This is a genomic window from Streptomyces sp. SID8374, from assembly GCF_009865135.1.
GTDB lineage: Bacteria > Actinomycetota > Actinomycetes > Streptomycetales > Streptomycetaceae > Streptomyces.
The window spans coordinates 1786960-1800711 of the sequence record NZ_WWGH01000001.1 but is presented as its reverse complement, the minus strand read 5'-3'; the positions used below and the strand labels follow the sequence as shown (position 1 = coordinate 1800711).

Here is a 13752-nt window from a genome sequence, read left to right as displayed (position 1 = left end):
GCCTGGAGGCGGGCGATTGACCGGGGACCGACCAGCGCTGAGCGGGGCTGACCGGGACTTCGGCTGAGCTGCCGGTACGGCCCGGTAGGATGGCGGATACGGCAGACGAGTCGGCCGGACGGCCGCGTGGGGATCCTCGGATCCCCCCGAGGAACGTCCGGGCTCCACAGGGCAGGGTGGTGGCTAACGGCCACCCGGGGTGACCCGCGGGACAGTGCCACAGAAAACAGACCGCCCGGGGCCTCGGCCCCGGGTAAGGGTGAAACGGTGGTGTAAGAGACCACCAGCGCCTGAGGTGACTCAGGCGGCTAGGTAAACCCCACCCGGAGCAAGGTCAAGAGGGGTCGTTCCAGCGATGGGACGGCCCTGCGTGAACGTTCGAGGGCTGCTCGTCCGAGTTCACGGGTAGACCGCACGAGGCCGGCAGCAATGCCGGTCCTAGATGGATGGCCGTCTCCCCGGCCGCCGCGAGGCGACCGGGCGACAGAACCCGGCGTAGAGGCCGGCTCGTTCTGCCGTAGGGGCCTCTGAACAGCGGATTCGCTGTTCAGAGGCTCTTTTTGACGAATGGGTGGCCCCTGGTGAACCCGGCGATGCGGTCAGGCGATGTTCTCGTAGGGGTCGCGGATCGTGTGACGGGCGGCGGCCGTGGCCAGAACGTCCTGCGGGTAGCGGGGGCCGGGTACGTAGTGGCGGCCTTTGGTATTGCCGACGGGGGTCAGGAGGTCCCTGCGCATCAGGTGCTGCATATCGCGCTGGGCCTGTTGTTCGCTGATCCCTTCCGCCTTCTCGTAGCGGGAGCGGCGCACCCGGCCGGTCACGGCGACCTCGTGCAACGCGGTGATCTGACGCTCGGTGGCGCCGAGTGCGTCCCGTTGCTCATCCAGCTGGATCCAGCACCTGTTGGAGCGATCCACGCGGTGCTGCACACGCTGGGTCTGCTCGTGATAGGCACGCAGGTTGAACCGTATCCACGCTGACGTGTCCCGCTTCGGGCTGTAGACGGGACCGCCGACCTCGCGCAGCACCCTGTAGTAGTCCCAGGTGTGACCGGGCATGCCCAGCCAGGCCTCGATGGAGGAGAACTCGGGGGCGAGGACACCTTCTCGGGCGATCAGGAGGGTCTGCAAGGAGCGGGACATGCGGCCGTTGCCATCGGCCCACGGGTGGATCTTGACGAGGTTGAAGTGGGCCATCGCGGCGCGGACGAGTGGGTCGGAGTCGAGGTCGCCGGTGTTGAGCCAGTCGACCAACTCGCCCATCAGGGCGGCCACGTCGTCTTCGTGGGGGCCCTCGTACTCGGTTGCATGGGGGTCGCCGGCGGCGGTGATGAAGACCGGGCCGCGCCGCCACTGCCCGGCAGGCTTGTGCGTGTGGTGGTGCCCCTGCAACATCCAGTGCAGTGCGTTGAGCAGGCCCTTGCTGTACTCGAAATCGCGGACGTCGTGCAGTGACTGGATGTAGGTCATGACCTGCTGATAGGCGACGGTCTCCGCGCGGTTCGCCTCGGTGACGTCCACCTTCTCCTGTGCGTCGTCCATGAGGTCGGCGACATCGCGGGCATCGACTTCGTAGCCCTCGATGGTGTTGGACGCTGCGATGGCCGATGCGGTCAGATGGCGGCGCAGATCGAGAGTCCACTTGGTGGGAGCTTGCTGTACGGCGTGGCGCAGGGCGCTACGCATGTCGGCGACCTCGGCCAGGATGTGGTGGTCGGTGGTGGAGAGCCTGGGCGTTTCGTACAGCATGACGCAATGATACCCACAGGGTGTCATCCTGTCGAAGCTGTGCCTGAGTGGCGCTTCTCTTCAGGGGTTCCTGCGTGAGGTGTGGGCCGAGAGGGCGCTGTCACCGAGAAACCGGCCGTCTCGTAGGTTCACCTGATGACCTACGACATCATGCTGGTGCGCATACCGGCGGACTCGACGCTCCACGAGGCGGTGGATCGTCTCAACGCCGGCTTCGACCCGGACGCCGACCTGCCCCTGCTCCGGCTGACCGACGCGCAGCGGGCCGCATGGGACCGGATCCTGGACCGGGTCTCGGGGGAGGTCGGGGCGGTCGGGTCGGCGGAGTACCTGTACAGCCTGACGTTCGAGACGGTCGGCCCGCCGGGACGCGTGCAGTTCGACTACTGCGGGGACACCGCCGGTATCGAGGTCGCCTACCGCTACTCGGGGGCGGACGCGTCGGCCGTGATGGAAGTGGCCTATCGCATCGCCCGCATCGCGGAGGAGGAGAGCGGTCTGACCGGCTACGACTTCGAGGTGGACCAGCCCACCCGGACCGGCGACCCGGCCAAGGCCGCCGCCCGGCTGAGCGGTGTCTCCGACTGGGCGCAGCATCACCTGAGCTAGGGGTGCCGTCGGATCCGCGACGGGGCGCGGGCTACGTGGTGGTGGGCGGGTCCGTCGGCCAGCGGTCCGTCAGCTCCTCCGCGTACACCTGCGAGAGCGGCTGCGGGCCCACGTACTGCTGGCAGTTGCACTGGCCGACCTCGTAGCGCAGCGGCTTCTTGTTCTCGTCCCAGGCCGTCGGCACCTCTACCTGCTCATGGCAGCGGCCCTGCTTGTCGTGCTTGGCGAGGTGGTGGGTGCAGCCGCACACCGGCTCCGGCGACTTGTGTGCGGCCTCCAGTGCGAGGCGCTCCTGCTTCGCCGCCTCCAGCAGTTCCAGTTTCCGTTCGTGCCGGTTGCGCAGGGCGGTGCGGGCGGTGTCGGCCGCCCAGGCGAAGCCACCGGTCCAGAAAAGGATCAGAATCCACCAGATCCAGTGCATCGCGATCTTCCTCCCCGTGTGCCCCCTGGCCTCCCGGCGCACGGTATTTCACCTGCGCCCCGGCCCCCGGCATGATCTGCTGCCCGTAACCATTGTTCCCCACCTGTACGGGCGAGGACATAGCGGCCCGAGACCGGGAGTCGCACCGCGGTCCGGGTCGCCGAGCAGGAGGAGGGCGAGCCGGACGTCCTCCACCGCTGGAGCCCGGCGTAGCAGCGGGTCAGATGACCGGCGGGCGGCCCAGCTTCGTCATCCGCCATACCGTCGACCACCGCATCGGGCGCCGCTCGCCGCACGGGGTGCGCACGCCCTCCGCGAAGCCGCCCGCCCAGGCGCGCAGGCCCTTCGCGTCGCGGGTGCGGGCCAGGGTGAGCAGGGTCCAGGTGGAGAGGTAGGCCGGGATCAGGGGGAGGGGCAGGTTGCGGCGGGCGAGCCAGACGCGGTTGCGGGCCGTCATCCGGTAGTAGACCGCGTGCCGGGCCGGGCTCGTCTTCGGGTGCTGGAGCAGCAGCTCGGGGTCGTACTCCACCTTCCAGCCCGCGTCCAGCGCCCGCCAGGCGAGGTCCGTCTCCTCGTGCGTGAAGAAGAACTCGGCCGGCCACAGGCCCGTCTGCTCCAGCATCTTCATCGAGAACGCGTGGCCGCCGCCGAGGAAGGCCGTCACCGGGCCGCCCCGCATCGGGTCGCCCGCCCGCAGGCGCGGTACGTGGCGGCGCTGCGTCTCGCCGGTCTCGTCGGCGATCCGGAAGCCGACGATGCCGAGCCGGTCGTCGGCGGCGAAGTGGTCCCGGACCCGGCGGAAGACGTCCTTGTCGACCAGGAGCCCGTCGTCGTCCAGTTCGATCACCACGTCCACGTCACCGATCTCGGCGAGCCTGCGCAGCCCCTCGTTCCGGCCGCCCGGGCAGCCCAGGTTCTCGGGCAGCTCAATGGTGGTCACCCCGCCGTCGAGGTCCTCCAGCCCGGGGGTGGCGGTGTAGTCGGGGAGCTCCGTCCCGTTGCCGATGATCACGAGGCGGGTGGGCCGGACGTCCTGCATCGCCACCGACGCCAGCAGCGCCTCGACCGCCTGCGGGCGGTCCCCCATGGTCACGATGGATACGCCGATGCGTGGTGCGGACAAGTTCGGTACTCCTGGAGCTCGGCTGCCGTGCGGCTGCTGGTCGGCAGCGGTGCCCGCGATCGTAACGCCTCGGTGTTCAGTCCGTGGTTACCGCCCGGCCATCCACCGGTCCGTCGCTGTTCAGCAGCCCGTACACGGCCATGTCGCGCCGCTCGTCCCCCACCTGCTGCCAGCCGCGCAGCAGCCCCTCGCGCCGGAAGCCGACGTCCTCGGCGATCCGTGCGGACGCGGTGTTCCACGGCTCGATGAAGAGCTGGAGGCGGGGGACGCCCAGGTCGTGCAGGGCCCACTCCGTCACCGTACGCAGGGCGGCGCGGGTGACCCCCTGGCCGCGGCCGGCGGCGACCATCCAGTAGCCGATCGAGGCCCGGCCCTCCGGCAGCTCCCGCAGCCAGAGCCCGATGGAGCCCACCGGGCGCCGGTCCCGGGAGCGGACGATGGCGAACGGGTACCCGGCACCCGTGGCCGCCCGCTCCCACTGCCTGCGGACGAACGCCTCGGCGGCCCTGTCCGAGTAGCGGGACGGGATCGTCGTGATGAGCGGGATGTACGGGTCCTGCGCGGCCTCGCGGACCAGGGGCAGGTCGCTCATCTCCCAGGGGCGCAGCCCGAAGTCCGGGCCCGCGGACATGCTGGGGACGGTCAGCGGCCGGGGGCCGGGCGGGGCGGGTGGGTCGGCGTCCGGCTCGGGGTCTGTCTGCGTGTTTGCCTGTGACTGTGCCTGCGCGTTCGTCTGCGTCTGCGCGTTCGCCTCTGAGTGCCCGTCGGTGCCGGAGTCGGGGCCGGGGCCGGGGCCGGGGCTCGCGTCGGGCCTGGGCCTGGGCCCTGACGTGGGCTCGGGCTGTGACCCGGAAAAGGACAGGGGCGGGGGATCGGTGTCGGGTTCGGGCCGGGGGTCAGGCTCGGGGGCAGCCATGCCCGTATCCTCTCGCTGTCGGACCGCTTCCGCCCCCCGACCCGCCCTGCGGCTCCTGGATGGGGGAGCCTCATCCCGCGCTCAGCGTCCGGTCCGGGGCCCGGGCCCGGCTCCGCTGCCGTCCCGCAAGAAGCGTCCCGCGAGCAGCGCGCCCGCCAGGACCAGCGCCGCGTTCACGAGGATCGCCGTGGAGACGCCGGACAGGACCGCGTCCGGGCCGGTCAGGCCGCCCATCCGGGCGGTGACGACCGTGCTCATCACCGGGATGCCGAGGGCGATGCCCACCTGCTGGGTCATCGTCGCCAGTCCGGTCGCCCGGCCCTGCTCCTCGTCCGGCAGGCCCGACGTGGCCGTGACCATGAAGCCGACGATCATCAGCATGTTGCCCACGCCTCCGACGAAGGTTGCCGTCAGCAGCAGCCAGATCCAGGCACCGGAGGTGCCGAGTGCCACCAGCGAGAGGGTGGCGGCGGCCTGCACGGCCCCGCCGGTCACGATCGCGCGCCGGTTGCCGAACCGGCCCACCGCTCGTCCGCCGAGGACCCCGCCGACGACCGTGCCCAAGCCGAGGACGCCGAAGGCGAGGCCGGTGGCGAGCGGGGAGTAGCCGAGGACTTCCTGGAGGTAGAGGGTGAGCAGGAAGACCAGCGAGGTCTCCGTCACGAAGGCGATCAGCCCGGCCGCGTTGCCCCAGACCACGCTGCGCCGCTTCAGGATGTGGACCGGGACGAGCGGGGCCGCCGCCCGCCGTTCGATGCGGACGAAGGCCGTCAGGAGCGCGGCGCCGGCGGCCAGGGAAGCCAGCGTGGTGGGGGTGGTCCAGCCGGCCTCGCCGGCCTGGGTGAGTCCGAGGACGAGCAGCAGCAGCCCGCCGGTGACGGTGACCGCGCCGGGCACGTCCAGCTTCGGGCGCAACCCCGGCCGGGAATCGGTGATCACGGACGGGGCCAGGACCACGACCAGGGCCGCGACCGGTACGTTGATGAAGAAGGCCCAGCGCCAGGAGAGCAGGTCCGTCAGGAGGCCCCCGAGGATCGCCCCGGCGGTGAACCCGGCCGACATCAGGGCCCCGTTGAGCCCCAGCGCCCGTTCCCGCAGCGGCCCCTCCCGGAACGCGGTGGTCAGCAGCGCGAGTCCGGCCGGGGTGACCGCCGCGGTGGCCAGGCCTTGCAGGACCCGTGCGGTGAGCAGGATCTCGGGGGAGGCGGCGAGGCCGCCGAGCGCGGAGGAGAGGCCCAGGACGGCCATGCCGCCGATGAACAGGTTCTTCCGGCCGACGAGGTCGGCGACGCGGCCGAAGAGCAGGGTGAACCCGGCGGCGGCGAGCGCGAAGGACGTGGCGATCCACTGGAGGTGGGCGAGGGAGAAGCCGAGCCCCTCCCCGACGACCGGCAGTGCCACGTTCAGGATCGAGAAGTCCACCGCGATCATGAACTGGGAGCCGAGCAGCAGCGCCAGGACGAGTCGCTGGCGACGCGTCATACGCGTGCCGGACGCCGGGGGTGAGAGGGGGGTGGGTGCCGGAGAGGTATCTGGTGAGGACATGGCAGGGGTGCCTTCCTGAGCACAGGCGGGGTCATGGACGGGAAGCAGCCATGGGCGGTGTCATGGACGGGACCATGGGCGGGAGCCATGGAGGGGACGCCATGGACGGGGCCATGGGCGAGGAGCGCGGACGCCGAGCATGGACGCCGAGCACCGACGCACTAACGGTTCTGTAGTTCCGTTAAGGTGGCGTCACCGTAACAGGAAGAGCGAACTAATGGAACTGGAGACCCGTTATGGCGTCTGTGCCTGCACCTGTACCCGCCTCCGAAGGTGCTGACGGCTCCCCCGGCGCCGACTGCGGGGAGCCGGGCACCGTCCGCCCCGGCGGCCGGACCGCCCGGGTGCGGGAAGCGGTGCTGCGGGCGGCCGGGGACGCACTGGCCGAGCACGGCTTCGGCGGGCTCGACCTGGCCGAGGTCGCCCGCCGCGCCGAGGTCGGCAAGACGACCGTCTACCGGCGCTGGTCCACCCCCGCCGGACTGGTGGCCGATCTGCTCGCGGACATGGCCGAGCAGTCGCTGCCCCGCACGGACACCGGGTCGCTGGCCGGGGATCTGCGGGCCAACGCCCGCCTCGTCGTCCGGACGCTGACGGACCCCCGCCAAGGGCCCCTCTTCGCGGCCGTGATCGCCGCCGCCGCCGGCGACCCGAAGACCGCCGAAGCCCTTCACCGCTTCTACGCGGTACGCATCGGGGAGTGGTCCGGCTGTGTGGAGGCGGCCGTCGCACGCGGTGAAGTGTCAGAGGGTACGGACCCGAGGGAGGTGGTCGCGGCCGTGTCGGCGCCCCTGTACTACCGGCTGCTCGCCAGCGGTGCCCCGCTGGACGAGGCCGCCGCCGACCGCGCGGCCGGAGCGGCGGTCGCCGCCGCCCGGGCCGGAGTCTTCGTGCGGTGAGGGGCGGGTGCGGGGCCCATGCCCTGGACCGGCTCGGCGGTGTCCGAAGGGGCGTCGATAAAGTGCTGGAATGATATTCAGCAAGGCCGGGTTCGGGGGAGCGGTCGCGGACTTCGAGGCCGCGGTGGTGGCCCAGGACGCGAAACGGTCCGGCAAGGCGTTCGTCCGGTTGCAGGAGACCTTCGGGCAGGCCAAGGAGACGGAGCTGCTGAACGGCGGCCCGCGCCTCGCCGCCGTACTGGAACAGGTCCCGCCCGGCCCTCGTGCCGTCGTCGCCGTCCTCGTCGGGGCCTGCGTGGAGCGCGGGGCGGACGCCGAGCGGTGCGCCCCGGGCGTACGGGCCGGGCTGCGGGCGGCACTTGAGGGGGCCGCCGCGTTCGCCGAGGCGTGGGCGGCGACCGGCGGCGGCGCGTTCCCCGTGCCGGACGCCGGTGAGCCGGGTGAGGAGATCGTCGGGAGGACCGGGTTCGACGCGGCGGTCGGCTGGTGGACGCTGCGGCAGTGGGAGATGGCGGCCGTCGCGCTGCTGAACCACCGTGCCGTACGCGCCGGGGTCGGCGGCGGCGACCGGGAGGAGCTGCTGCGGCTGCTCGCCACCGTGGAAGAGGCGTCAGGCCAACAGTTCCGGTCCCTCGGCTACGCCCTCCAGGTCCTGGACGACGAACCCCTCATCGCCCTCCACCGCACGAGCGGCACCGGCTACGCCCTGCGCTTCTTCGGCATCGGCGACAACTTCCAGCTGCACACCCTGCTCGCCGACGCCCTCATAGGCGGTGGCCATGTGGCGGGCTACGCCCCCTCGCCGCAGGAGGCCGCCGTCTGCCGGGAGACCCCGGGGCAGGTGGACACCGTCGGCTCCTTCGACCTGACCGCGCCGGACGGTGCGCGGATCTGGAACGAGGGCAACCCCGCCGAGATCCCTGTCGTCGACGGCGTACGCCTGCTGGTGCTGGACGAGCCGTCCTACCGGCGGTCCTGGCCCGCGGGCCGCTTCTTCCCGGGCATGCGCGGTGACGTCATCCTGGAACGCGCCCTCGAACCGGAGGAGGCCGAGCGCTGGTTCGCCCACGTCGCCCCGGCCAAGGAGCTCACCGGCTGACCCCGCCGCCCTGCCCGGTCCTCAAGGAGCTCACCGGCCGGCCCCGGCGCCGCCCCCGGTCCGCAAAGGAACTCACCCGTTCCGTACGACTCGGCCGGTCAGCCGATCCTGGTTCCCGTCCCGCTGACCCTGACCCGGCCGTCCCCGGCGCGCAGCTCCACCGTGAGGGTGCCGGGGCGGCCCATGTCCGCGCCCTGGTGGAGGGTGAGCGCGGCCGTGTCCGGGACGAGCCCCAGTTCCCGTACGTACGCGCCGAACGCGGCCGCCGCCGCTCCGGTCGCCGGGTCCTCGACCACCCCGCCCACCGGGAACGGGTCCCGGACGTGGAAGACCTCCGGCGCCTCGCGCCACACCAGTTGCAGCGTCGTCAGGTCGAGTCGGCGCATCAGCGCTTCCAGCCGGGCGAAGTCGTACGCCAGCTCCGCCAGCCGCTCACGGGTCGCGGCGGCCAGCACCAGGTGCCGGGCGCCCGCGTAGGCGATCCGGGGCGGCAGGGCGGGGTCCAGATCGGCGGCCGGCCAGTCCAGGGCCGCCAGCGCCTCCGCGAGGTCCGCCGCGTCGACCTCCGTGACGTACGGGACCACGCTGGTCAGGGTGGCCCGCAGCTCGCCGCCCTCCCGGACCACGGTGACCGGCACCTGACCCGCGGCCGTGGCGAACTCCAGCGCGCCCGGCCCGTCCCGCTCGGCCAGCGCGATGGCCGTGGCGACCGTGGCGTGGCCGCAGAACGGCACCTCGGCCTTGGGGCTGAAGTAGCGGATCGTGTACGCGCCTTCGCCGGTCCGCTCCGTCAGGAACGCCGTCTCGCTGTAGCCCAGCTCCGCCGCGACGGCGAGCATCCGCTCCTCGTCCAGCCCCGACGCGTCCAGGACGACCCCGGCCGGGTTTCCGCCCTCGGGGTCGGCGGAGAAGGCGGTGTAGCGCAGGACCTCGGGGCCGTGGCCGTGATCACGTGTCATGGAGCGTCCAACCCCGGCGCCGCCCCCGCCATTCCCGCCCGGCTCCTCGCCGTAAGGCTGCCGCAGTCCCCCCGAACCGCGGCAGCCCCATCGGCACGGTGACCGTCAGTGGCAGTTCTTGATGCCCTTGTTCGCCGCGGTCGACTTCCCCCAGGAGCAGGAGTCCTGGAGCTTGCCGTTGGGCTTGATCAGCCGGGCCTTGTCGCCGGTGTTGTTCCAGACGTACGAGCCCCGGTTCCAGTGCACGGTGCCCGAGACGTTCTTGCCCTTGCCGGTGCGGAGCTTGACGGTCTTGCCCGCGCCGATGGTGTAGCTGCCGAAGGTGTAGGTGTAGCCGGTGTTGTCCTTCACCGTGTAGCCCTTGAGCTGGACCTTCTTCTTGCCGTTGTTGTGGATGTTCACCCACTCGGCGTTCAGGGACTTCTGCGACCGGTCGTCCTTGCCGGGGCCGTCGTACTGGATGGTGCCGAAGTGCAGCCCGCCCTGGTGGGCGGCCGCCGAGGCCGGTGCTGCCGTGGCGAGGAGCGAGCCGGCCAGTGCGGTGGCGGCGGCCAGGGCGATCGGCGCAGCGGTGCGTATGCGCATGCGGTGTTCCTTCTGTGTCGTTCTGGTGAAGGCGTGACGAGATGCGATCATACGGTCAGTACGCGCTTGCTCACCCCGGAGTGAGGAAATCCGCAAAATCGGTCGCCTGGCGCCAAGTTCGGACAGGAACGGTCACACCCGAAGCGTCGCTTGGTGGTACCGCCTCAGCCCCGCCCCACGTACGGCATGTTCGTCGCCATCACCGTCAGGAACGGGATGTTCGCCTCCAGCGGCAGCTCCGCCATGTGCACCACGGTCCGCGCCACATCGGCCGCCGCCATCACCGGCTCCACCGCCAGCTCCCCGTTCGCCTGGAGGATGCCGGTCCGCATCCGCTCGGTCATCTCGGTCGCCGCGTTGCCGATGTCGATCTGGCCGCAGGCGATCCGGTACGGCCGCCCGTCCAGCGACAGCGACTTCGTCAGCCCGGTGATCGCGTGCTTGGTCGCCGTGTAGGCGACCGAGTCCGGGCGCGGCGCGTGGGCGGAGATGGAGCCGTTGTTGATGATCCGGCCGCCCTGCGGGTCCTGCTCCTTCATCAGCCGGTACGCCGCCTGCGCGCAGAGGAACGCCCCCGTCAGGTTCACGTCCACCACCGCCCGCCAGTCCGCCGCCGCGAGGTCCTCCAGCGGTACGCCGCCGGGGCCGAAGGTGCCCGCGTTGTTGAACAGCAGGTCCAGCCGGCCGAACCGCTCCCGTACGGCGGCGAAGAGCGCGGCCACCTCGTCCTCGTCGGTCACGTCCGTGGTGACGCACAGCGCCTCCGGGGCCCCGGAGGCGGCGGCCGTCTCCGCCAGCGGCTCCGCCCGCCGCCCCGCCAGGGCGAGCGACCACCCCGCACTCGCGAGGGCGAGCGCGACGGCCCGCCCGATTCCCGAACCGGCACCCGTGACAACAGCGACTCGTCGATCAGTGTCCATGGCCCGGCAGCGTACGGGAGAGGCCGGTGCAGGGGGCACGCGGTGCTCATCGACCCGCCATGCGGATGTTGTGCACGCGACAACGGCGCGTCGCGCGTCGGCGGTGGCCTGGATTCCGACAGCATCCGGCAGCATCCGGCAAGCGAGGGGCATATGACAGCCGCACAGAACTTCATGGCGCCCGGCCAGGGTGTCCGATCCGCTCAGAACGTCCGCGCCACTGAAACCGCCATCCCCACCACCCGGTTATCCCGTCCGGGAGGTCTCGACCGCCGCCGTCTGCTCACCGGGGCGGGAGCCGTCGCCGCGCTCGCCTTCTCGATGAACCTGCCCGCCGCCGGCACGGCCAGCGCCGCCGAGCTGGACGCCCGCAGGATCACCGAGAACCCCTTCACCCTCGGCGTCGCCTCCGGTGACCCGCTCCCCGGGTCCGTCCTCATCTGGACCCGGCTCGCCCCCCGCCCGTACGAGCCCGCGGGCGGGCTCCCGGCGGCCCGCGTCCAGGTGAGCTGGGAGCTCGCCCACGACGAGGCCTTCCGCCGCATCGTGCGGCGCGGCTCGGTCACCGCCCACGCGGAGTTCGCCCACAGCGTCCGCGCCGACGTCCAGGGCCTCGACTCCGGCCGCGCCTACTACTACCGCTTCCGCACCGGCAGCTGGACCAGCCCGACCGGCCGCACCCGCACCGCCCCCGCCGCCGGGACCCGTAACAGCTCCCTCACCCTGGCCGCCGTCTCCTGCCAGGCGTACCACGACGGGTACTTCACCGCCCACCGCCACCTCGCCGCCGAGGACGTCGACGTGGTCTTCCACCTCGGGGACTACCTCTACGAGTACGCCGTCAACGCCACCGGCGGCGCCCGCAACTACACCGACCGCAGCCTCCCCGCGCACTACAACCGCGAGACCATGACCCTGGAGGACTACCGGCTGCGCTACGCCCTCTACAAGTCCGACCCGGACCTGCGCGCCGCCCACGCCGCCCACCCCTTCGTCGTCACCTGGGACGACCACGAGACCGAGAACAACTACGCGGGCGACATCCCCGAGAACGACGTGCCGCCGGAGGAGTTCCTGCTGCGCCGGGCCGCCGCGTACCGCGCGTACTGGGAGAACCAGCCCCTGCGCACCCCGCAGCGCCCCACCGGCCCCGACATGCGGCTCTACCGCCGCCTCACCTTCGGGCGGCTCGCCCAGTTCGACATCCTCGACACCCGCCAGTACCGCAGCGACCAGGCGTACGGGGACGGCTGGCGCACCCCCGGCCCGGAGTCCGAGGACCCCGCGCGCACGATGACCGGGGCCGCCCAGGAACGCTGGCTGATCGACGGCTGGCGCGCCTCCGGCGCCACCTGGAACGTCGTCCCGCAGCAGGTCACCTTCGCTCAGCGACGGGACGTCCCCACCACCGCCTACAAGCTCTCCATGGACGCCTGGGACGGCTACACGGCCTCCCGGCAGCGGGTGCTGGCCGGGGCCGAGTCCGCCGGGGTGCAGAACCTGATGGTCCTCACCGGTGACGTGCACGTCAGTTACGCCTTCGACCTGAAGAAGGACTTCGACGACCCGTCTTCCCGGACCGTCGGCACGGAGATCGTCACCACGTCGATCTCCAGCGGCAAGGACGGCGCGGAGCGGCCCGCCAACTGGCAGAACCAGACCCGCGCCAACCCGCACATGAAGCACTACAACGGGCGGCGCGGCTACGCGGTGGTCACCCTCACGGAGAAGGAGGCCCGCGCCGACTTCCGTACGGTGTCGGCCGTCACCACCCCCGGAGCGCCGGTCACCACCGCCGCCTCCTTCGTCACCGAGGCGGGGAACCCTGGGCTCAAGCCCGCGTAACGGCAGCCGTAGAGGCAGCCGTAGAGGCAGGTCAGCTGTCCGCCGGGTAGCGGACGCCGATGCGGTCCCGTACCGCGTCGAGCGTCCGCATCACCGCGAGCGTGCCCTCCAGCGGTACGAGCGGGGACTCCGTCTCACCCGCCCGGACCGCGCGCGCCACCTCGGCCGCCTCGTACTGCATGCCCGACAGGCCCTGCGGCCCGGGCCCCGAGGTGACCGTCTCCGGCTCCCTGCCCGGGCGGTGCAGCACGAAGTGGTCCGGGTGGAAGAAGTCGCGCGGGAGGTCGATCCGGCCCTCCGTGCCGATGACGGTGGCCGCCGTCGGGTGGTGGCCCACGATGGAGCAGGAGAGCAGCGCGGTGGCGCCCGACTCCCAGCCCAGCAGCATCCCCGTGTTCAGGTCGACGCCCTCGGGGGAGAGCAGCGCGTCGGCCTGGACGCGGTCCGGCTCGCCCAGCAGCAGGTGCGCGAAGGAGACCGGGTAGACGCCGAGGTCCAGCAGAGCGCCGCCGCCGAGGTCCGGGTCGCGCAGCCGGTGGCCGGGGGCGAAGTCGCCCGCGAAGCCGAAGTCCGCCTGTACGGTACGGATCTCGCCGATCGCCCCGTCCCGCACCAGCTCGGTCAGCCGGCGGACCACCGGGTTGAGGTAGGTCCACATGGCCTCCATCAGGAAGAGGTCATGGTCCCGGGCGAGCGCCACCAGCTCCCGCGCCTCCCGGCTGTTGAGCGTGAACGCCTTCTCGCACAGCACATGCTTTCCGGCCTTCAGCGCGAGCGCCGTAGCCGCGTGGTGCGCCGAGTGCGGGGTGGCCACGTACACCACGTCCACCGCGTCGTCGGCGACCAGCTCCGCCCAGCTCCCGTAGGCCCGGGCGATCCCGTGGCGCTCGGCGAAGGCCCGCGCCGACGCCTCCGTACGCGAGGCGACGGCCACCACCTCGGCGTCGGGCAGCGCCTGTACGTCCGCCGTGAAGGTCGCGGCGATACCGCCCGTCGCCAGAACACCCCAGCGCACCGTCCCGCCCATGCCCGCCACCCCAACCAGCCCGAAATAGGTATCGACCACTGCGGCCGAGCTGAGAG

Annotated in this window: 13 protein-coding genes and 1 other RNA gene; 5 read left to right on the top strand and 9 right to left on the bottom strand. The window is 72.0% G+C overall.

Annotation, left to right across the window (positions count from 1 at the left end; all coding sequences use genetic code 11):
- The first annotated feature begins 106 nt into the window (after positions 1–106).
- Positions 107–514: RNase P RNA component class A (gene rnpB / locus GTY67_RS08035), an RNA gene on the top strand.
- An 85-nt stretch (positions 515–599) separates the two neighbouring features.
- Here rnpB and GTY67_RS08030 read toward each other — a convergent pair.
- Positions 600–1748: a Fic family protein gene (locus tag GTY67_RS08030; protein WP_093689032.1), complete on the bottom strand. Its 1149-nt coding sequence runs from the start codon at positions 1746–1748 to the stop codon at positions 600–602.
- Positions 1749–1883: 135 nt separating this feature from the next.
- Between GTY67_RS08030 and GTY67_RS08025 the strand changes: the two genes are divergently transcribed.
- Positions 1884–2357, top strand: a complete 474-nt coding sequence (locus tag GTY67_RS08025; RefSeq protein ID WP_093689030.1) for a hypothetical protein — start codon at positions 1884–1886, stop codon at positions 2355–2357.
- Between the two features lie 31 nt (positions 2358–2388).
- Here the strand turns inward: GTY67_RS08025 and GTY67_RS08020 are convergent, their stop codons facing one another.
- From GTY67_RS08020 to GTY67_RS08005, 4 genes are all read right to left on the bottom strand, one after another.
- Complete coding sequence (locus GTY67_RS08020) at positions 2389–2778, bottom strand: hypothetical protein (RefSeq protein ID WP_161278216.1); 390 nt, start codon at positions 2776–2778, stop codon at positions 2389–2391.
- A 220-nt stretch (positions 2779–2998) separates the two neighbouring features.
- On the bottom strand, positions 2999–3901 hold the full coding sequence (locus GTY67_RS08015) for a glycosyltransferase (protein ID WP_093689026.1): 903 nt from the start codon (positions 3899–3901) through the stop codon (positions 2999–3001).
- Between the two features lie 76 nt (positions 3902–3977).
- Positions 3978–4532 carry a GNAT family N-acetyltransferase gene (locus tag GTY67_RS08010; RefSeq protein WP_093689024.1) on the bottom strand — a complete coding sequence of 185 codons (555 nt, stop codon included), beginning with the start codon at positions 4530–4532 and terminating at the stop codon, positions 3978–3980.
- 366 nt (positions 4533–4898) lie between these two features.
- Positions 4899–6362, bottom strand: coding sequence for an MFS transporter (locus tag GTY67_RS08005; protein WP_161278215.1), 1464 nt, complete (start codon positions 6360–6362; stop codon positions 4899–4901).
- Between the two features lie 236 nt (positions 6363–6598).
- Here GTY67_RS08005 and GTY67_RS08000 point away from each other — a divergent pair, with 236 nt between their 5' ends.
- Both GTY67_RS08000 and GTY67_RS07995 read left to right on the top strand, forming a co-directional pair.
- Positions 6599–7261, top strand: coding sequence for a TetR/AcrR family transcriptional regulator (locus tag GTY67_RS08000; RefSeq protein ID WP_202461362.1), 663 nt, complete (start codon positions 6599–6601; stop codon positions 7259–7261).
- 70 nt (positions 7262–7331) lie between these two features.
- Entirely contained in the window at positions 7332–8360 is a 1029-nt protein-coding gene (locus GTY67_RS07995) for a hypothetical protein (RefSeq protein ID WP_161278214.1), read from the top strand.
- A 98-nt stretch (positions 8361–8458) separates the two neighbouring features.
- Here GTY67_RS07995 and GTY67_RS07990 read toward each other — a convergent pair whose 3' ends face one another.
- The 3 genes from GTY67_RS07990 to GTY67_RS07980 all read right to left on the bottom strand — a co-directional run bounded on the left by GTY67_RS07990 (position 8459) and on the right by GTY67_RS07980 (position 10824).
- Entirely contained in the window at positions 8459–9319 is an 861-nt protein-coding gene (locus tag GTY67_RS07990; RefSeq protein ID WP_161278213.1) for a PhzF family phenazine biosynthesis isomerase, read from the bottom strand.
- Between the two features lie 105 nt (positions 9320–9424).
- On the bottom strand, positions 9425–9904 hold the full coding sequence (locus tag GTY67_RS07985; protein WP_093689016.1) for a lamin tail domain-containing protein: 480 nt from the start codon (positions 9902–9904) through the stop codon (positions 9425–9427).
- 164 nt (positions 9905–10068) lie between these two features.
- Positions 10069–10824 carry an SDR family oxidoreductase gene (locus GTY67_RS07980; RefSeq protein WP_161278212.1) on the bottom strand — a complete coding sequence of 252 codons (756 nt, stop codon included), beginning with the start codon at positions 10822–10824 and terminating at the stop codon, positions 10069–10071.
- Between the two features lie 153 nt (positions 10825–10977).
- On the opposite strand from GTY67_RS07980, the gene GTY67_RS07975 reads away from it, so the two are divergent.
- On the top strand, positions 10978–12669 hold the full coding sequence (locus tag GTY67_RS07975; protein ID WP_161278211.1) for an alkaline phosphatase D family protein: 1692 nt from the start codon (positions 10978–10980) through the stop codon (positions 12667–12669).
- A gap of 31 nt (positions 12670–12700) precedes the next feature.
- Here GTY67_RS07975 and GTY67_RS07970 read toward each other — a convergent pair whose 3' ends face one another.
- The gene (locus GTY67_RS07970; RefSeq protein ID WP_161278210.1) at positions 12701–13696 is read right to left on the bottom strand and encodes a Gfo/Idh/MocA family oxidoreductase; all 996 of its coding nucleotides are present in this window, start codon (positions 13694–13696) and stop codon (positions 12701–12703) included.
- Positions 13697–13752: the final 56 nt, after the last annotated feature.